This window comes from Marinobacter sp. M1C (assembly GCF_023314135.1).
GTDB lineage: Bacteria > Pseudomonadota > Gammaproteobacteria > Pseudomonadales > Oleiphilaceae > Marinobacter.
This window is the reverse complement of the sequence record NZ_CP092289.1, coordinates 3,403,480-3,418,907: the sequence shown is the minus strand read 5'-3', so window position 1 is coordinate 3,418,907 and position 15,428 is coordinate 3,403,480. Positions and strand designations below refer to the sequence as shown.

General features: G+C 54.0%; 14 protein-coding genes and 1 pseudogene. 7 read left to right on the top strand and 8 right to left on the bottom strand.

The window, feature by feature from the left end; genetic code table 11:
• The first annotated feature begins 127 nt into the window (after positions 1-127).
• Complete coding sequence (locus tag MIH19_RS16040) at positions 128-1,912, top strand: DEAD/DEAH box helicase (protein WP_249005821.1); 1,785 nt, start codon at positions 128-130, stop codon at positions 1,910-1,912.
• A 14-nt stretch (positions 1,913-1,926) separates the two neighbouring features.
• Here MIH19_RS16040 and MIH19_RS16035 read toward each other — a convergent pair whose 3' ends face one another.
• The 3 genes from MIH19_RS16035 to MIH19_RS16025 form a co-directional block, all read right to left on the bottom strand.
• On the bottom strand, positions 1,927-2,895 hold the full coding sequence (locus MIH19_RS16035; RefSeq protein WP_249005820.1) for a ribonuclease Z: 969 nt from the start codon (positions 2,893-2,895) through the stop codon (positions 1,927-1,929).
• A 16-nt stretch (positions 2,896-2,911) separates the two neighbouring features.
• Positions 2,912-3,214, bottom strand: coding sequence for a 2OG-Fe(II) oxygenase (locus MIH19_RS16030; protein WP_249005819.1), 303 nt, complete (start codon positions 3,212-3,214; stop codon positions 2,912-2,914).
• Between the two features lie 116 nt (positions 3,215-3,330).
• A complete protein-coding gene (locus tag MIH19_RS16025) occupies positions 3,331-4,335 on the bottom strand; it encodes a DUF6635 family protein (protein WP_249005818.1) in 1,005 nt (334 codons plus the stop codon).
• A 184-nt stretch (positions 4,336-4,519) separates the two neighbouring features.
• Here MIH19_RS16025 and MIH19_RS16020 point away from each other — a divergent pair, with 184 nt between their 5' ends.
• Positions 4,520-4,714, top strand: coding sequence for a hypothetical protein (locus MIH19_RS16020; RefSeq protein WP_249005817.1), 195 nt, complete (start codon positions 4,520-4,522; stop codon positions 4,712-4,714).
• Here MIH19_RS16020 and MIH19_RS16015 read toward each other — a convergent pair.
• Both MIH19_RS16015 and MIH19_RS16010 read right to left on the bottom strand, forming a co-directional pair.
• Complete coding sequence (locus tag MIH19_RS16015; RefSeq protein ID WP_249005816.1) at positions 4,686-5,243, bottom strand: cytochrome b; 558 nt, start codon at positions 5,241-5,243, stop codon at positions 4,686-4,688. The genes MIH19_RS16020 and MIH19_RS16015 overlap by 29 nt on opposite strands.
• A 101-nt stretch (positions 5,244-5,344) precedes the next feature.
• Positions 5,345-5,842, bottom strand: a complete 498-nt coding sequence (locus MIH19_RS16010) for a DUF2780 domain-containing protein (RefSeq protein ID WP_249005815.1) — start codon at positions 5,840-5,842, stop codon at positions 5,345-5,347.
• 377 nt (positions 5,843-6,219) lie between these two features.
• Between MIH19_RS16010 and MIH19_RS16005 the strand changes: the two genes are divergently transcribed.
• The 4 genes from MIH19_RS16005 to MIH19_RS15990 all read left to right on the top strand — a co-directional run bounded on the left by MIH19_RS16005 (position 6,220) and on the right by MIH19_RS15990 (position 11,368).
• Complete coding sequence (locus MIH19_RS16005) at positions 6,220-7,122, top strand: hypothetical protein (RefSeq protein ID WP_249005814.1); 903 nt, start codon at positions 6,220-6,222, stop codon at positions 7,120-7,122.
• 70 nt (positions 7,123-7,192) lie between these two features.
• Positions 7,193-9,541 (top strand): EAL domain-containing protein, encoded by a 2,349-nt coding sequence (locus MIH19_RS16000; protein ID WP_249005813.1) that lies wholly within the window; start codon positions 7,193-7,195, stop codon positions 9,539-9,541.
• Positions 9,542-9,953: 412 nt separating this feature from the next.
• Positions 9,954-10,784, top strand: coding sequence for a polyphosphate kinase 2 (gene ppk2, locus MIH19_RS15995; RefSeq protein ID WP_249005812.1), 831 nt, complete (start codon positions 9,954-9,956; stop codon positions 10,782-10,784).
• Positions 10,785-10,915: 131 nt separating this feature from the next.
• Entirely contained in the window at positions 10,916-11,368 is a 453-nt protein-coding gene (locus tag MIH19_RS15990) for a GatB/YqeY domain-containing protein (RefSeq protein ID WP_249005811.1), read from the top strand.
• Between the two features lie 223 nt (positions 11,369-11,591).
• Here the strand turns inward: MIH19_RS15990 and MIH19_RS15985 are convergent, their stop codons facing one another.
• The 3 genes from MIH19_RS15985 to MIH19_RS15975 all read right to left on the bottom strand — a co-directional run bounded on the left by MIH19_RS15985 (position 11,592) and on the right by MIH19_RS15975 (position 14,604).
• Complete coding sequence (locus MIH19_RS15985; protein ID WP_249005810.1) at positions 11,592-11,819, bottom strand: hypothetical protein; 228 nt, start codon at positions 11,817-11,819, stop codon at positions 11,592-11,594.
• 69 nt (positions 11,820-11,888) lie between these two features.
• Positions 11,889-14,183 (bottom strand): catalase/peroxidase HPI, encoded by a 2,295-nt coding sequence (katG, locus tag MIH19_RS15980; RefSeq protein ID WP_249005809.1) that lies wholly within the window; start codon positions 14,181-14,183, stop codon positions 11,889-11,891.
• Between the two features lie 226 nt (positions 14,184-14,409).
• Entirely contained in the window at positions 14,410-14,604 is a 195-nt protein-coding gene (locus MIH19_RS15975; RefSeq protein ID WP_249005808.1) for a hypothetical protein, read from the bottom strand.
• A gap of 578 nt (positions 14,605-15,182) precedes the next feature.
• Between MIH19_RS15975 and MIH19_RS15970 the strand changes: the two are divergent.
• Positions 15,183-15,314 (top strand): annotated as a pseudogene (locus MIH19_RS15970) (SDR family oxidoreductase); the annotation flags it as partial.
• Positions 15,315-15,428: the final 114 nt, after the last annotated feature.

Genomic DNA, 15,428 nt, shown 5'->3' with positions numbered 1-15,428 from the left:
ATGCGAGAATATTGATCTCCATCGTTGTCGATGTTTCAGTCAGAGTTTCTTCGCTTCCCGAACGAACGGCACCGGTATTTGTTAATATGACCCCCTTCCCATCCTAATAACGATTAAGCACTGCGAAATGAATGCTCCTTTTAAACTGAGGCCTTACCAGCAGGAAGCCGTTGATGCCACGTTGAAACACTTTCGCAAATCGGATGATTCTGCGGTTATTGTGCTGCCGACCGGTGCGGGTAAAAGTCTGGTCATTGCCGAGTTGGCCCGTCTTGCCCGGCGTAAAATTTTGGTGCTGACCCACGTAAAAGAGCTAGTTGAGCAAAATCACGCCAAATACCAGAGCTATGGGTTAACGGGCGGGGTCTTCTCCGCCGGGTTAAAGCGTAAGGAAAACCGACATCAGGTAACCTTCGCCAGTGTGCAGTCTGTTTCGGCAAATCTGGATCAGTTCAAGGATGAATACTCATTGATCATCATTGATGAGTGCCATCGGGTCAGTGGAGATGACAGCAGCCAGTATCAAACAATCATCGAGTTGCTACGGCAACAGAATGACTCCCTTAAAGTACTCGGGCTAACCGCCACACCCTATCGCCTGGGCATGGGTTGGATCTATCGCTATCACTATCGGGGCTTCGTCCGTAGCGGTAGTGATGAACAGACTAAGCCCTTTGGGCATTGTATTTATGAATTGTCGTTGAGCTATATGATTAGTTGGGGGTATCTCACCAGGCCTGAGTTGGTTAACGCGGCAGTGGCGCAATACGATTTCTCCACGCTGTCTCAGAACCGTTTTGGCGAATACGCCGAAAAAGACGTTAACCAGCTGCTGGGCAAACATCAGCGTGTGACCCGTGCCATTATTGAACAGGTGATGGAACTGGCCGTTAAGCGCAAGGCGGTGATGATTTTTGCGGCAACCGTGGACCATGCGCGGGAGATCACCGGCTATTTGCCGGAACACCAGACCGCCTTGATTACCGGCGCTACCGATCTGAACGAACGGGATTCGCTGATTCAGCGCTTTAAAAAACAGCAGTTAAAGTATCTGGTGAATGTATCCGTACTCACCACGGGCTTTGATGCGCCCCATGTGGACTTTATTGCCATTCTTCGCCCCACCCAGTCGGTCAGCCTGTATCAGCAAATCGTGGGTCGCGGTCTTCGTCTGGACGAGGGTAAACAGGATTGCTTGGTGATTGATTATGCGGGCAACAGCGTCAATCTGTACCACCCGGAAGTAGGGGAGAAGAAACCGAACCCCGATTGTGAACCGGTGCAGGTATTTTGCCCAGGCTGTGGTTTTGCCAATGTTTTCTGGGGCAAAGTAGATAGTGACGGCCATGTTATCGAGCATTACGGTCGCCGTTGTCAGGGGCTGCTAGAGCTTGCTGAAGGGGATGAGCCTGCAGCGCGGAACCGGCGCCCTGAACAGTGCGATTACCGTTTTCGTTTCAAGGAGTGCCCACACTGCGGTGCCGAGAATGATATCGCGGCCCGCAACTGTCAGCAGTGTAAGAAAGCGATTATCGACCCGGATGATCAGCTAAAAGACGCCCTGAAACTCAAAGATGTCATGGTGATTCGTTGCGCTGGGATTACATTAAGCGTCAATGACAGAAAAAAAGAGAGCAAACTAAGAATCACCTATCACGGTGAAGAAGGGGAAGAACTCAGCGAGTCTTTTGATTTCAGCAAATCGGCACAGCGCAACGTGTTTAACAAACTGTTTGGACGGCGTTTCGCGAATAGCCAGGCCCCGCAAGTGTTCAGCAGGATTGAACAGGTGCTTGAGATGCAAGCCTTGTTGCCTGCGCCGGATTTTGTCATTGCCCGCAAACAAAAGCACTACTGGCAGGTGCAGGAACGGATTTTTGATTATCAGGGTAACTATCGGAAGGCGTATTGAAGAGTAGTAGGCCCTTATGTGGTCAGGCACATCAGCGACAAGTCCTTCTCCAGCCGGTAAGTGTCAAAATCCCGGGCCAGAAATAGTTGGCCCTTGTAGTGTTGCATGGCTTCGGCTGCCAATTGGTTGATGTTGGGCGTGCCGCCCGGCGCGGACTGGTAGCGTGAGCTGAAGTGGGTAAGTACCAGGCTGGGCAACTGGGCCTGTTGAGCAAACCGGGCTACCTGTTCTGCGGAACTGTGCTGTGGCCAGGGCCCAACCCGGTCGGCCACGTCCTGAGTGTAGGTGGCTTCGTGAATCAGCGCATGGGTTCCCTTGCAGGCGTCGGTCAGCAGGTTAGGGTCGTCATTGTCGCCGGCGACGATCAGGCGGCGGGCAACGCGGGGAGCTTGTGTGTAATCGTCACTCCTTAGCAGGCGGCCATCCTTCTGCGTTACGTCATTGCCTTTCTGCAACTCCCCCCAGCTGGGCCCGGATTCGATGCCGTCCTCGTTCAGCTTGTCCTGTAACAGTTGTCGCTCAATGTTTCGCTCAGTGAACACGTAGGCACGGCAAGGTACTCGATGGGACAACGCCACGTTCGTCACCCCAAAGTCTTGATCCTTCCAGCAGAAGTCCGGTGCTTCGGAATCGATGAAGTTCAGGGTATAGCCGAGACTGGAGTCGCTGTTTTCGAGCGTTGCGTTGATGAAGCGTTGAGTTTGGACGGGGGCGACGATGTCCAAAGGTTCTGTGCGGCCCGGCATGGAGGCACTGGTGAGCAGCCCCGGCAGGCCGAAGGTGTGGTCACCGTGGATATGGGTGATGAATATCGCCCGCAATTGCATCACGGAGTAGTGAGCGCGTAGCAGTTGGTGCTGAGTGCCTTCGCCACAGTCCACCAGGTACCAGGGTTTGTGGCCAGAATGCGACAGGGCCAGGGCGGTTACGTTTCGTGAACGTGTCGGTGTTCCGGCAGACGTGCCCAGGAAGGTGAATTCCATCGTTCCTCGTTTTCGCTCAGTTTTGGGTCAACGCAAAACTGAGTAGCCAGCGGTTGCCGCGCTCAATCTTCGAAACCCGGTGTTGGTAAAGGTCCGGCCGGAAGAGTATGACTCTCCCAAACAGATTGAATACGTTTTTTTCGCAGATGAACTCACCGCCGGCTTTGGGCTTAACCAGTACGCAATTGAGCTTGTACAGCTGGCCTTCGGATAGCATGTCTACGTGGGGCACCACCTTGTGGCCCTCTGGGTAACGCACCAAGTAAACGCTCAGGCGCTTGGAGTAGAAGAGAATCCGGGTTTTTACGTTTAATGACATCGTTTGCGTGTTCGCCTGGAAGTGAGTTGCCTTTCAATTGTGCGCGCGGAGCGCGAGAATTTAAAGATGCCTCTGCAGTTCACACCTTCATGGTCATGATGCAGAAACTCCGTTAACTAAAGTAAACCAGATTTTATCATGTCGAACATGTCCAGAATTCGCGCCACAAACTGGTCTTTCGGGCGAAAGCTGCTTTGGGAGCTGATGGTAACGTCCCGCTGCAGGTGATCCATTAGTTTGTGCAAGCGCCGACGATGCAAACCGACCGCCGCCTGAACCGGGTCGAATATAACGCCGGAAAAAGCTGCAAACGCCGCCAATGAGCCCATGACAGCGATCATAACGCTGGCCGTCGTCGCCAGCGAAGGCTCTGGTGGAAACCAGCTGTAGTACCAACTGCCGAGGGTTCCACCAAGGATAAAGTCTTGGGCGGCCAGGGTCTCTGCGAGCATGGATGCGAGCACTACTCCGAGCCCAATGCCGCCCGGGGTAAACTTCTGGAATGCGAACGCGCCCAACACTGTGCATGAAATACTGTTGGTGATATCGGCAGACGCCGTCCGGGTCATCCGGTACTGACTGAGAGCGTCCGCGACCAGCGGTTCAATCAGGGTGCTAAATCGCTGGTGCTCGATTGGCTTGCAGCTATGGCGTTCATAGGCAGCCTCCAGTGCCTCAATCAGATATCCCTCCAGACGTGAGTCCTTCTGACCATTGTTCAACAGGTCCGCCAGAATAAGGTGCGAGATGTGCTGTTGTACTCGGGTGGTAAAACCGGCAGGTACACGATTTGCCAAACCGTGCAGCCACATCAGGCCTGTTCGTTTGGGAACTAGAATCTTCACTAGGCATACCAAGGCGTACACCGGCGCCCAGAGTAGGTTGATGGGTGCCCGCAGCATGTCCCATCCCAGCGCCATTCGGTTGGTTGCCAGGGCACCGGGATAATGGAAATGCCGGTCAATAAACGCCGGTACCCGCGCCCGGCAGTCGTCAAAGTAACGCTCGATGCCTGAGCGGATTGCCTGCTCTATCTCAACTTCGGAGACGTTGTGCTCGGGCGATGTGGCAATGGGCATAGTAACAAGCGCTTCAGCGTGAGCTTCTGTGATGATTCGCATCGACGAGATCTGGGAGGCTTCGGATACGTGAGGGTGCGTCTTTTCTGTCTCGGAATGATTTACAAAAATTAATAATTATAGTCCCGAAAAGCTCGCTGATAAGTACTGTGACTTATTGATGAGTAAACTAACTAAATCTAAGATATCGGACACAAATTAACCTATTTTTCCGAAGAGAAATACAATGGCTTATACACCTTTCACCGCTATCACCAATAGCCGTGATTTTCGTAACCAGTACCTGCGTAAAAGCTTTATTCTCTGGGCGCAAAAGCTTAAAGCGCATCATCAAACACGTCAGGAACTGGCCAAACCACTCGCCTTATGTGTGGCTGCGCTAGACCCGTCCGTTAATCAAACAGACTCATACGCTTCATAACGTTATCGCGTTTGATTTTCCAATGGAACATCGCACCAGATACATGCAGCACCAACAACGCTAAAATGATCCAGCTCAGCCATTCATGCAGCATAAAGAGCTGTTCAGAGAGCTGTTCGTCCTTGCCAATAAACCCGGGCAACTGCCAGAGGAAAAATTCAACCGGGAAATCGCCGCTGGCTGTGCCTGCCCAGCCGATTAGCGGCATGGCAATCAGTGCTAAATAGAGCAAGCTTTGGACGCTTGTACTGACGACTCTATCTAAGGCATTCAAGGGCGGTACATGGTCTGGCACTGCAAAAGCCAGGCGGGTAATAACACGCAGTATCATCAGCAGTAATATCAACACACCCAGCGTTTTATGGCCGCCGTAGAGCACATTGGTTAGCGTTTGGCCTAGTAGATCGACGGCGCCGTCAAAATCCAGAAAGCCAATCGTTAAGCCGCTGGCTAAAGAGAGCAACACCACGCCAGCCACTGACCAGTGGAGTAGCCGGTGCGGATAGGCATAGCAACCCTGTGCTTGCATACGGAACTCCTGATAACCATTTATTCCAGTGTAGTTTAGTCACTAAAATGGCTTTGTGCTGTTTAAAAAATCGCGAATAAATCGAAATTAATACTGTCTGCTCAGCCGGCAGGCGCCCAAAGGTTTTGTAACTGGCCAAGCAATGATGAGCTAACCCCCTGCTCGCCAAGGAAACCCATCACAATCGGTACAAATTGCTGGATCATGGCGCTGTTCATGCCCAGCGCTGAGAAGGTCGACTGCACTCCGCTCATGGACGAAATATTGGAGAGCAGACTTTTGCTCAGACTGCTGCCTCCCCCCAACAGGCTGGATAGGCCTGGAGCTTCGCTGTTGAGAGAGCTCATAGCGCCGGTGCCTAGCTGATTTTGCACCAGCTGCAACAATGCACCGGTACCACCCATTGCCTGAGCGTCGGTGACGCCAAGTTGACCCTTGAGCTGCCCTAGCAATGGCTGGGCTTCACCACTGACTTCCGTTGCTGAGAAAAGTGCTTGTGCTCCGCTGGACAAAGGGTCATTCAGACTGAAAGCGCCAGCGGTCGGTGCTAGCAGATAGATACTTGAAACGAATAGGAACTTCTTGAGAATAGCGTTCATTGGGGTGTCCTGGGGAATGTATAATCGACATAGTATTTTAAATTAGGGTGTCGGGGGCACAATTAAAGTCCAAGTTTCCCGGTTGTAATGTCCAAACAATAAACGGCACAAGACGCGTGCCCGGTATCAGGATCTGAAAGGAGAAATTCATTCAACCAGACAGAATTGTTCACCGCATCGAACGATGCTGAGGGGTTTTTTTGCATTACGCCGGAGGGTTCCAGCCGTGTTGATGACGGGTGCTTGAATTTTTCGCTAGTTTGGCGTTCTGGTTTCATTACGTTACAAATTCATCGCGGACATCGGGCAGCGGGTGAATTAATGTTAATGAGAGTGGGTTGGTCTTCTGAAATTTTTTGGATTTTTTGGTGAACTCGATGTATCGATTTTTTTTAATCATGATGTGTGCGGTGCTAACCGCAGGTTGCAGCAGTTTAAAGAACAGTGACTTTCTGAGCCGTACCGGTGACGCGCTGAGCAAAATCGGTCAAAGGAGTTCCACTGCCAGTCTTGACCAGGAAATCCAACCGCTTTTTGATCAACCCTACATTGATCCGCTGACGGAGTATCTGCAGCAATACGCGGATGATCCGGCCCGCACGGCCCTGCTCGGGCAAGTGAGACAGGAGCGCGAACTCCGCTGTGCCGTTACCGCCCGGCGTTACAATTCGGATGAGATCACCAAAACCGGCCTGACGTTGTATCGTCGTGGTTATAACTTTTCCTGTTCGCAGGATGTGGCGGCTTATGAAGCGCGGCTCGAAGCCATGCAGCAGTCGCCAAAACCTGCACGGCAGTCTGCTGGTGAGCCCGTGAACGATGGTCGGGAAGTACGCGATGCTGAACGGGCTGAACTGGAACGGCATGTCGACAGTACGAGAACCTACGCCGCAGACGACGCTCGGAAAGTTGTGGTAACTCCCAAAGCTGCCGTCTCCCCCCAGCTTAACGATTGCTACCTGCTCACCCGAATTCGTAACTTCAGCAGTGCCCTGAAAGCCTGTCGCGGCCTGGCCGACGATGGCGTTTTGGGTGCGCAGGCGAGCATGGCGCAGATTGAGAGCGCGCTGGGTAATCACGAGTCAGCTTTTAGCTGGGCACTGAAGGCCGCGCCTGAATCCGGTCAGGCCGCTAACCTGCTGGGCGAGATTTACGTTCAGGGGCTCGGCGTTGCTCAGGACAAAAACGCGGCCAAGAAGTGGTTCAGAACTGCGGTTGAGCTGGGCCACGCGGGGGCTAAAATTGCTCTCGGCAATCTGATGTCAGCCAATGCCATTTAAACAGCTGCTACGGCCAGTTTTGTTCAGATGTACACGGTCACATCTGGGCTTCTGGAGAAGCAGTTACGCCATGCACTCTATCATGGGGCTGCTACTTCTGCTGATCGCGCTTTTCGCTGTTGGTATGTTCCTGTTATCTCACCTGAACCTGAGTTACTCCCAGCAGGCGATGTATGAGTTGCGCCGGGATCAGATCCGCGATGTATTCTTTACGGGACTGGTCCGCATTGACGCCCACCAGATTGCGCTGGAACGGCAGGTGGCCACTCTGGCGACCATCGGCGAGACATTCTATAACTTATCGCGGGAACAGGCGGATTCGCCAAACGCTCAGCGCCAACTGCAGGTTCAGCTTGAAAAAACGCTGCAGAGCCTTCTTCAGAGCGAGGCCGATGTCTCTGGTGCGGGTCTGTGGTATCAGCCGGGGATTGTAGCGCCAGCCGATGAACGCTACGCGCCTTATCTGGTAAAAGCCGGAAGTGGCGGCCTCAGAGTGCAGTCACAATCAACCGATTTCAGGCAAACCCGCTGGTATGATCTGACCCTCGGGGCGGACAGCCCCCGCGGTCCCGCGTCGGGCTCGACCGTTTACTGGTCACCGGTGTACTTTGACATGGCAACTGAGCGGGCTGTTCTCACCCTTGCCCAGCCGGTGGTCAATGCTGCGGGTGAGTGGATTGGTGTCGCGACCATTGACTGGGCTTCAGGTCAGGTTGTAGATCTGGTCAGCCGTATGGAGGTCACGCAAAACAGCTTTTCTTTTCTTAATGACCGCAACAACCGAAACCTGTCCAGTCTCAGTCAAAACGAAGATCCGGTTCAGGAGCAGGAAATTATAGATGCCGTTCTGGCAGCGAATCTTTCGGGAAATAATCCGGATGCGTTACCCGCATCAAGTGATGTCCAGACCCCTCAGAAACGTCTGCGCACACGTAAGCTGGACGTAGGCGGGCGACTCTATGAGCTGTATTACGCCACAACACCGGCGGGTATGGTTTATGGGGCTGGCGTGCCAAACGATGAAATTGACCGGGTGCTTGCGCCCATGCGCGACACCAATTACCGGATACTGTTGATCACGGGCTCGGTTTTGCTGATTCTGAGCTTTTACCTGCTGTATCGGATTATGCAGCTCATGCGTGAATTGCAGGCCTCCTACACAGACGTTCTGACCGGCCTTCCCAATCGTGTGCGCCTGTTGCGAGATCTGCAAGACCGGCAAGGTGGCTGCCTCATCCTCCTGAACCTGGATCGTTTCAAGGAAATTAACAGCCTGTTTGGCAATGAATGTGGCGATGCTGTGCTGTTGGCCATGCGCAAGCAGGTGCGCTCGTTTATTCAGACCCACTCGCACCCTTTTGGGCTTTCACCCGAACTTTATCGCCTGTCCAGTGATGAGTTTGCACTCCTCGGTCCTGATGTTGCTGAGTCCCGGGTGCGCACTTTCGCCGGTGAGCTGACCGAATTTCTGTGTGCGCAGAGGGTTATCTGGCAGCAGCAGGCGTTATGTCTGAATACCAGCGCGGGCATTGCCTTCCACAAAGAGGGTAATGCCGATGCAGCACCGGACCGTTTGCTTAACCAGGCAACTATTGCTGTTTTGCAGGCGCGGGAGCAGATGCGTAAGTACCTGTTTTATGATCAGAGCCAGGAAGTTGAAAAAAGCTACGAGAAAAACATTTACTGGGCACGGCGCCTCAAGACGGCGATCGAAACCAACGCATTGCGGCCGTATTTTCAGCCGATTCACGACAACCAGCAGGGCACAGTCACCAAGTATGAGTGCCTGGTGAGGATGGAAGATTCCGAGCATGGTGTGATCGCCGCCGGGCAGTTCATCGAAGTGGCCAATAAACTCCGGCTTAACCGGCACATCACCCGAATCATGGTAGAAAAGGCGTTCGCCGCTTTTGCCACGCAGCCTCAGGAGTTTTCCATCAACCTGTCCTACGTGGATATTACTGACCCGGAAACCCTCGCTCTGATTCTGGAGCATCTGCGGGCGAGCAATATTGGTGAGCGGGTGATCTTTGAGATTCTCGAATCTGATGGCATCCGCAATTACGGCGACGTCTTGAGCTTTATCGAGAAAGTAAAGTCCTTTGGGTGCCGAATCGCCATTGACGACTTCGGCACCGGCTATTCCAATTTTTCCCATTTGCTCAAGATGAACGTGGATTTTATCAAGATAGACGGTAGCCTGATTCGCTATCTGGCCCAAGACCACACGGCGTTTCTTGTGACCAAGGGGATTGTGCAATTTGCTCGAAGCATGGGGATCAAAACAGTGGCAGAATTCGTGCACAGCGAAGCGGTGCAGGAACGCGTGGTGGAGCTGGGCATTGATTTCTCGCAGGGGGAATACTTCGGTATGCCTGCGGCGGAGCTATTAAGTCGAGACGGGAGAAGACGAGGATAAATTGAGCCAGTAGCAGAAAGTCCTGTTTGAGGTCTTAAAACGGGTGGGACATGGAGTTGCTCTGCTGAAGCGTTTAATCTCTTATTCCAGAAATTGTAGGCAGTGATCGAGGGGGCAGCCGTTGGGTTTTGATTTGTCGACGTCCTTTCAGCCTCTTATTTGGTAATGTGGCACAGGGTGCGAATCGGGTACTTGCATGCTACAAATGACGTAACGTTTTTGAGGGATTGCCATGAAGACCATTATTTCCGAAGAGGCGGTGGTAGAATTTCTGCAGTCCAATTCGGCCTTTTTGGAACGCCCTCACCATCGATCTGGCAAGATTTCGATGACGTTTATTATCTTGTAACACTTCTGTAATGTAAGTAAATTCACGGCTTATAAAGCCAGGCAGTCAATCTGGAGAGGCCGAATGCAACTATTGTCGCCGAGTCGCCGCTTCAGCGACGATGCTTACGATAAACACGGTATATTGAGGAAGGAAATCTACGAGAAGGAACTGGCACGATTAGAGGAGGAGCTGGCCAAGCTCCAGCGCACCATTACCGACGAAGGCCTGCGCATTGTGGTTTTATTCGAGGGCCGCGACGCCGCTGGCAAAGGCGGAACCATCAAACGCATTACCGAGAAGACGAATCCTCGTATTGTGCGTACGGTCGCACTTGGCAAACCGTCCGATCGCGAGCGCAGTCAGTGGTACTTTCAGCGATACGTGTCTCACCTGCCTGCGTCGGGAGAGATGGTGCTGTTTGACCGCTCCTGGTACAACCGGGCCGGCGTTGAACGGGTGATGGGGTTCGCTTCGGCCGAGGAGGTCGAGCTGTTCATGCACACCTGCCCCGAATTCGAGCACATGCTTGTCGAGGAAGGCATTATCCTGCTGAAGTACTGGTTCTCGGTCAGCGAGGAAGTTCAGGAACAGCGCTTCCAGGCCCGTGCCGCCGACCCTACCAAGCGCTGGAAGATCTCCCCGATGGATCTCAAGTCGCGCGAGCTGTGGGCCGAGTACTCAAATGCCAAAGACGAGATGCTGCGCTATACGGATTTACCTTACGCGCCGTGGCGGATGGTGGATGCCGACGTCAAGCGCCATGCACGGCTGAACTGCATCAGCAACCTGCTGGAGCAATTCGATTATAGTCGCGATTTGCCGCCAGTTCCGGATCTGCCTCCGCGCGAATGGGCGCACGACGATAACCGCACGGCGAAGCCCCACGAGTCTTATATCGATCGTTTGTATTGAGGGCTTTCGACGGCCGTTGGGTTTTGATTTGTCGACGTCTTTGCAGCCTCTAATATGGTGATGACAAACACACCTATTTCTTCGTTTAATGTGAACCTAACCCCCTTAATTTATGAAATAGGAGTTCAACAATGGCGGAATTATCACTCAAAGAACAACTGAGCAATGCGGTAAAAGACGCGATGCGAAATAGGGAAAAGTTTCGGCTTGGCACCCTGCGGTTGGTTCAGGCTGCGGTTAAACAGATCGAGATTGATGAGCGCCGCGAGGTGAATGACGAGGACGTTCTGAAGGTGCTGGACAAAATGCTCAAGCAGCGTCGCGATTCTGCCAGTCAATACGACGATGCCGGCCGCAAGGAGCTGGGCGACATCGAGCGGGACGAAATGGTGGTTATTGAGGAATTCATGCCCGCCGCCCTGACTGAGGACGACCTGGACGGCTTGGTCCGTGCGGCCGTCAGCTCAACCGATGCTCAGGGAATGCAGGACATGGGGCGGGTGATGAACGAGCTTCGCCCCCAGGTACTTGGTCGGGTAGACATGGGCCATCTGGGCAAGAAAGTGCGGGCCGCGCTGGCTTGACACCTTCTTGTGAATTTGCAGAATTAAGAGGCGAATGGAGGTCTGTGTTTTGAATACAATAGGGAATGATTTCATCCCTAAAGTGATTCGGGCTCTCCTTCGCTTCCCTCATAACTCAGGCTCCAGCCAATGCTTCAAAATCCTACACTCCGGCCAAGGCCGTTCAAAGTGCTCTGCTCGCGGGGCTCAAACTATTCCCGAAAATCTGCCCTGATTTTATGTCTTAATCGGGCAGGCCCATACGCTTTATAGCGCTACCGCGTTTTATTTTCCAGTGGCACATTGCACCAGACACATGCAGCACCACAAAGTCGCCGAGCAATGAAAAGGTGGCAACGGTTTTGTATTTCGTGCGGTGGGTCTCCGGAATGATTTCATCTGCGATCAACAGCAACAAGCGGACGGGCGGTGCCAAATTCGTCGAGGTGATACGGATTTTATACGTAAACAAGATACCTATTGTAAAAGCGAAGCAAACCGGTCCGGAGCCCGACGGGACCTCCGGACCGGTTGCCGTCTATCAGCCAGCGACGTCGAAGCGGTCGTGCATCATCACTTTGTTCCAGGCAGCAACAAAGTCTTTGACCAGCTTCTCGTGGCCGCCTTTCTGCGCGTAGAACTCGGCCAGCTGACGCAACTGCGCGTTGGCACCGAAGATCAGGTCACAGCGTGTGGCCTTGAATTTCGTGTCGCCGCTCTTGCGATCATCCAGCGTGAATTCCATGCCTTCCTCGTCGACTTTTTTCCACTCAAACTCCGGGCTTGTCAAGTTCACGAAGAAGTCGTTGGTTAGCACACCCGGCTTGTGCGTGAACACGCCGTGTTGCTTGTAATGACCGTCCGAGTTGATGTCCAGCACGCGCAGACCACCGGTGAGAGCCGCCCACTCCGGCGCGCTCAGACCCAGCAAGGCAGCACGATCAAGGAAGATCCGCTCCGGCGAGACGTTGTAGTTGACGTCGTGTCGATGGAAATTACGGAAACCGTCTGAGACCGGCTCTAGCCAGCGAAAGGTCTGCTCATCGGTCTGTTCAACCGTTGCGTCGTTACGACCCGGTGTGAAGGGCACCGTCACGTTGATACCGGCGTCCTTTGCCGACTTCTCGACACCGGCGCAGCCGGCGAGCACGATCAGATCGGCTAGCGCGACCTTCTTGTTGCCCGACTGGGCAGCGTCGAAGTCGCGCTTGATGCCTTCCAGCGTGTTGACGACCTTATCCACTTCCCCCGGGTTGTTAACCGGCCAGTCCTTCTGGGGTGCAAGGCGGATGCGGGCGCCGTCGGCACCACCGCGCTTGTCGGAGGTGCGGAATGTTGAGGCGGCGCCCCAGGCCACACCGATCAGCTCGGAGACGCTCAGGCCAGTGTCCAGAATCCTGTCCTTCAATGAGGCAATATCGTTGTCGTCGACCAGATCGAAATCCACAACCGGGATCGGGTCCTGCCAGATCAGATTTTCCTTGGGTACTTCCGGGCCGAGATAACGCGACTTCGGGCCCATGTCACGGTGCGTGAGCTTGTACCATGCACGCGAGAACGCGTCAGTGAAGTAATCGAAGTCCTCGAGGAACTTCTCGCAAATCTTGCGATAAGACGGGTCGACCTTCAGCGCGATGTCGGAGGTCATCATCATCAACGGGTGATCGACGCCCTTCAGATGCGCGTCGGGCGTACGCGGGGCGTCAGTGTTCACCGGCGTCCACTGCAAGGAGCCTGCCGGGCTGCGGGTTTGTTCCCACTCGAACTTGAACAACGATTCGAGATAATCGTTATCCCAGACCGTTGGGTTCGGGGTCCAGGAGCCCTCGATACCATTAGTCATCGTATCTTCGGCTTTGCCCTTGCCACGCGGATTGTGCCAACCCAGGCCCTGCGCTTCCATGGGCGCCCCTTCCGGCGCGGCACCGATCTGATCCGGCGGCGTCATGCCGTGCGATTTGCCGAAGGCATGGCCACCGGCGATAAGGGCTACGGTTTCTTCGTCATTCATGGCCATGCGGCCAAACGTGATGCGGATATCGACTGCCGAATCTTCCGGAATACCCTTCTTGGCCGATCCTTCTGGATCGACGTAGATCAGGGCCTGATTTGAAGCGGCCAGCGGCGCTTCCAGATCGTAATCCTCGTCGCCGGCTTCACCGGTCCAGCGCAGGTCACGGTTGACCATCTGGTCCGGATGACCTTCCAGCGGGCCGTGCGGGGCATCCTCCGGTTTCTTGCCGAACCAACCCTCCGGGCCCCAATAGGTCAAGGTGTCCGGCTCCCATGCGTCAATGCGACCGCCGGCAAAGCCGAAAGTCGGGAACCCCATGATTTCCAGCGAGCAGTTGCCCGTGAGCACGATCAGATCCGCCCAGGAGATGGACTCACCATACGTCTGCTTGATGGGCCAAAGCAGACGACGGGACTTGTCGACGTTGCCGTTGTCCCACCAGCTGTTGATCGGCGCGAAACGCTGCATGGCTTCGCCGGCACCGCCACGGCCGTCCGCGATGCGATACGTACCGGCGGAATGCCAGGCCATGCGGATCATCTGCGGGCCATAGTTGCCGTAATCGGACGGCCACCAGTCCACCGACGACGTCAACAGTTTTTTGATATCCTTCTTTAGCTCGGCCAGATCCAGCTTGTTGAAGGCGTCGGCGTAGTTGAAGTCCTTGCCCTGGGGATTGGCTTCGCGCGGGTTCTCGTGAAGCAGTTCAACCTGCAGACGGTTGGGCCACCAGTTCGGCAGGGTCGGCTCGGAACCTGCAGCGCCGCCCACCGTATTACCGGCGAAGGGGCACTTGCCTCCGATTTTGATTTCTTCGCTCATACTAAGCTTCCTTTTATAATTGACGACTGCCTTGCTACCGTATGCCAGCGTCGTCGAGTTGCGGTTGCTGCTCGCGCTTGACCGCGCCAGCACGCACACAGTAAGCGGCCTCAAGCCGTCGTACTTTCCCCGGAGCTACGTGTGTCGCTTAGACAAGCAAGGCGCATCATGCAGACGTAAAGCGCCGCCCGTGCGCCCGTAGTTCCTGGTTGACGGTCGAAATTTTTTATTTGCCACGAATATGATCATTGGCGATTGGCTTGAATGAGTCAAGAAAACGCCAACGCTGAGAAATTATCGGATCGATAGAGTCAGTCAATCGTTTGCCCAGTACCTGGAAAACCGGGACAGATTTATTTCCTGAGATTAAAAGTATAACCAGGCCAGGCATAACCGCCGCTTCTGGGCTGGCCTTTCGCATTGCGTGTTCCGGCCTGTACTGGCAGCGTTATGAGTTGCTGTGAACCCTGCTATTGTGCGGGGGAAAAGGAGTTTGGGCCCAGAACTCCTCTGGTTGGTACGCAGATCATGACGAACGTCGTTTAGCTTCGATCACGGACAGCAAAGGCGTGGCGTTTAAGGTCTTTGATAATCTCGGGCACCTTGAAGCAGAAACTTCAAGGCCGCTTTTAAAAGGTAAATAACGACATTCATTTACGGGGTAGTCTGTTCCAGCACGCCATTCGGATACCGATGCAACAACCTGCGCTTCAAGACGGTATCTAACTCCTAGACTTCTGCTTTATCCCGATTACGCGTAATTTAGACTTTCTCTCCCGCAGTACCCACGTATTCTCCTGCGACGCTTCCTGTCAGCTGTTTTCCCTGCCACTGCATTCCGTTCATGTTTCTGAAGGAGTCTGGTCGATGTTTGATGATCGCAATGTTGCCCTGATGACCGGTGGAACCCATGGCATAGGCAGAGGCACTGTGGCGTATCTGCTGAAGCGGGGCTGACGTTGGCGGAATGGCAGAAACGACTGGATGTGCTGCCACCAAGGCCGGGCCGGTAAACCCGACGACATCGCGGCAATGGTGCATTATCTGATGTCTCCCCAAGCGGGGTTTATCACCGGACCAAACATCGTGGTGGATGGCGGCATGGTGCGCGAGATGGTCTACGAAGAGTAGGAGTCATCTCTGGCAAACAATCATCCCCTTTTTCCTTCAGCATGGAGTTTCGCAGTCGACCTCATAGGATGGCACGGTGCGTGCGCTAACGAACAGACAGACAAACGTAGGTCA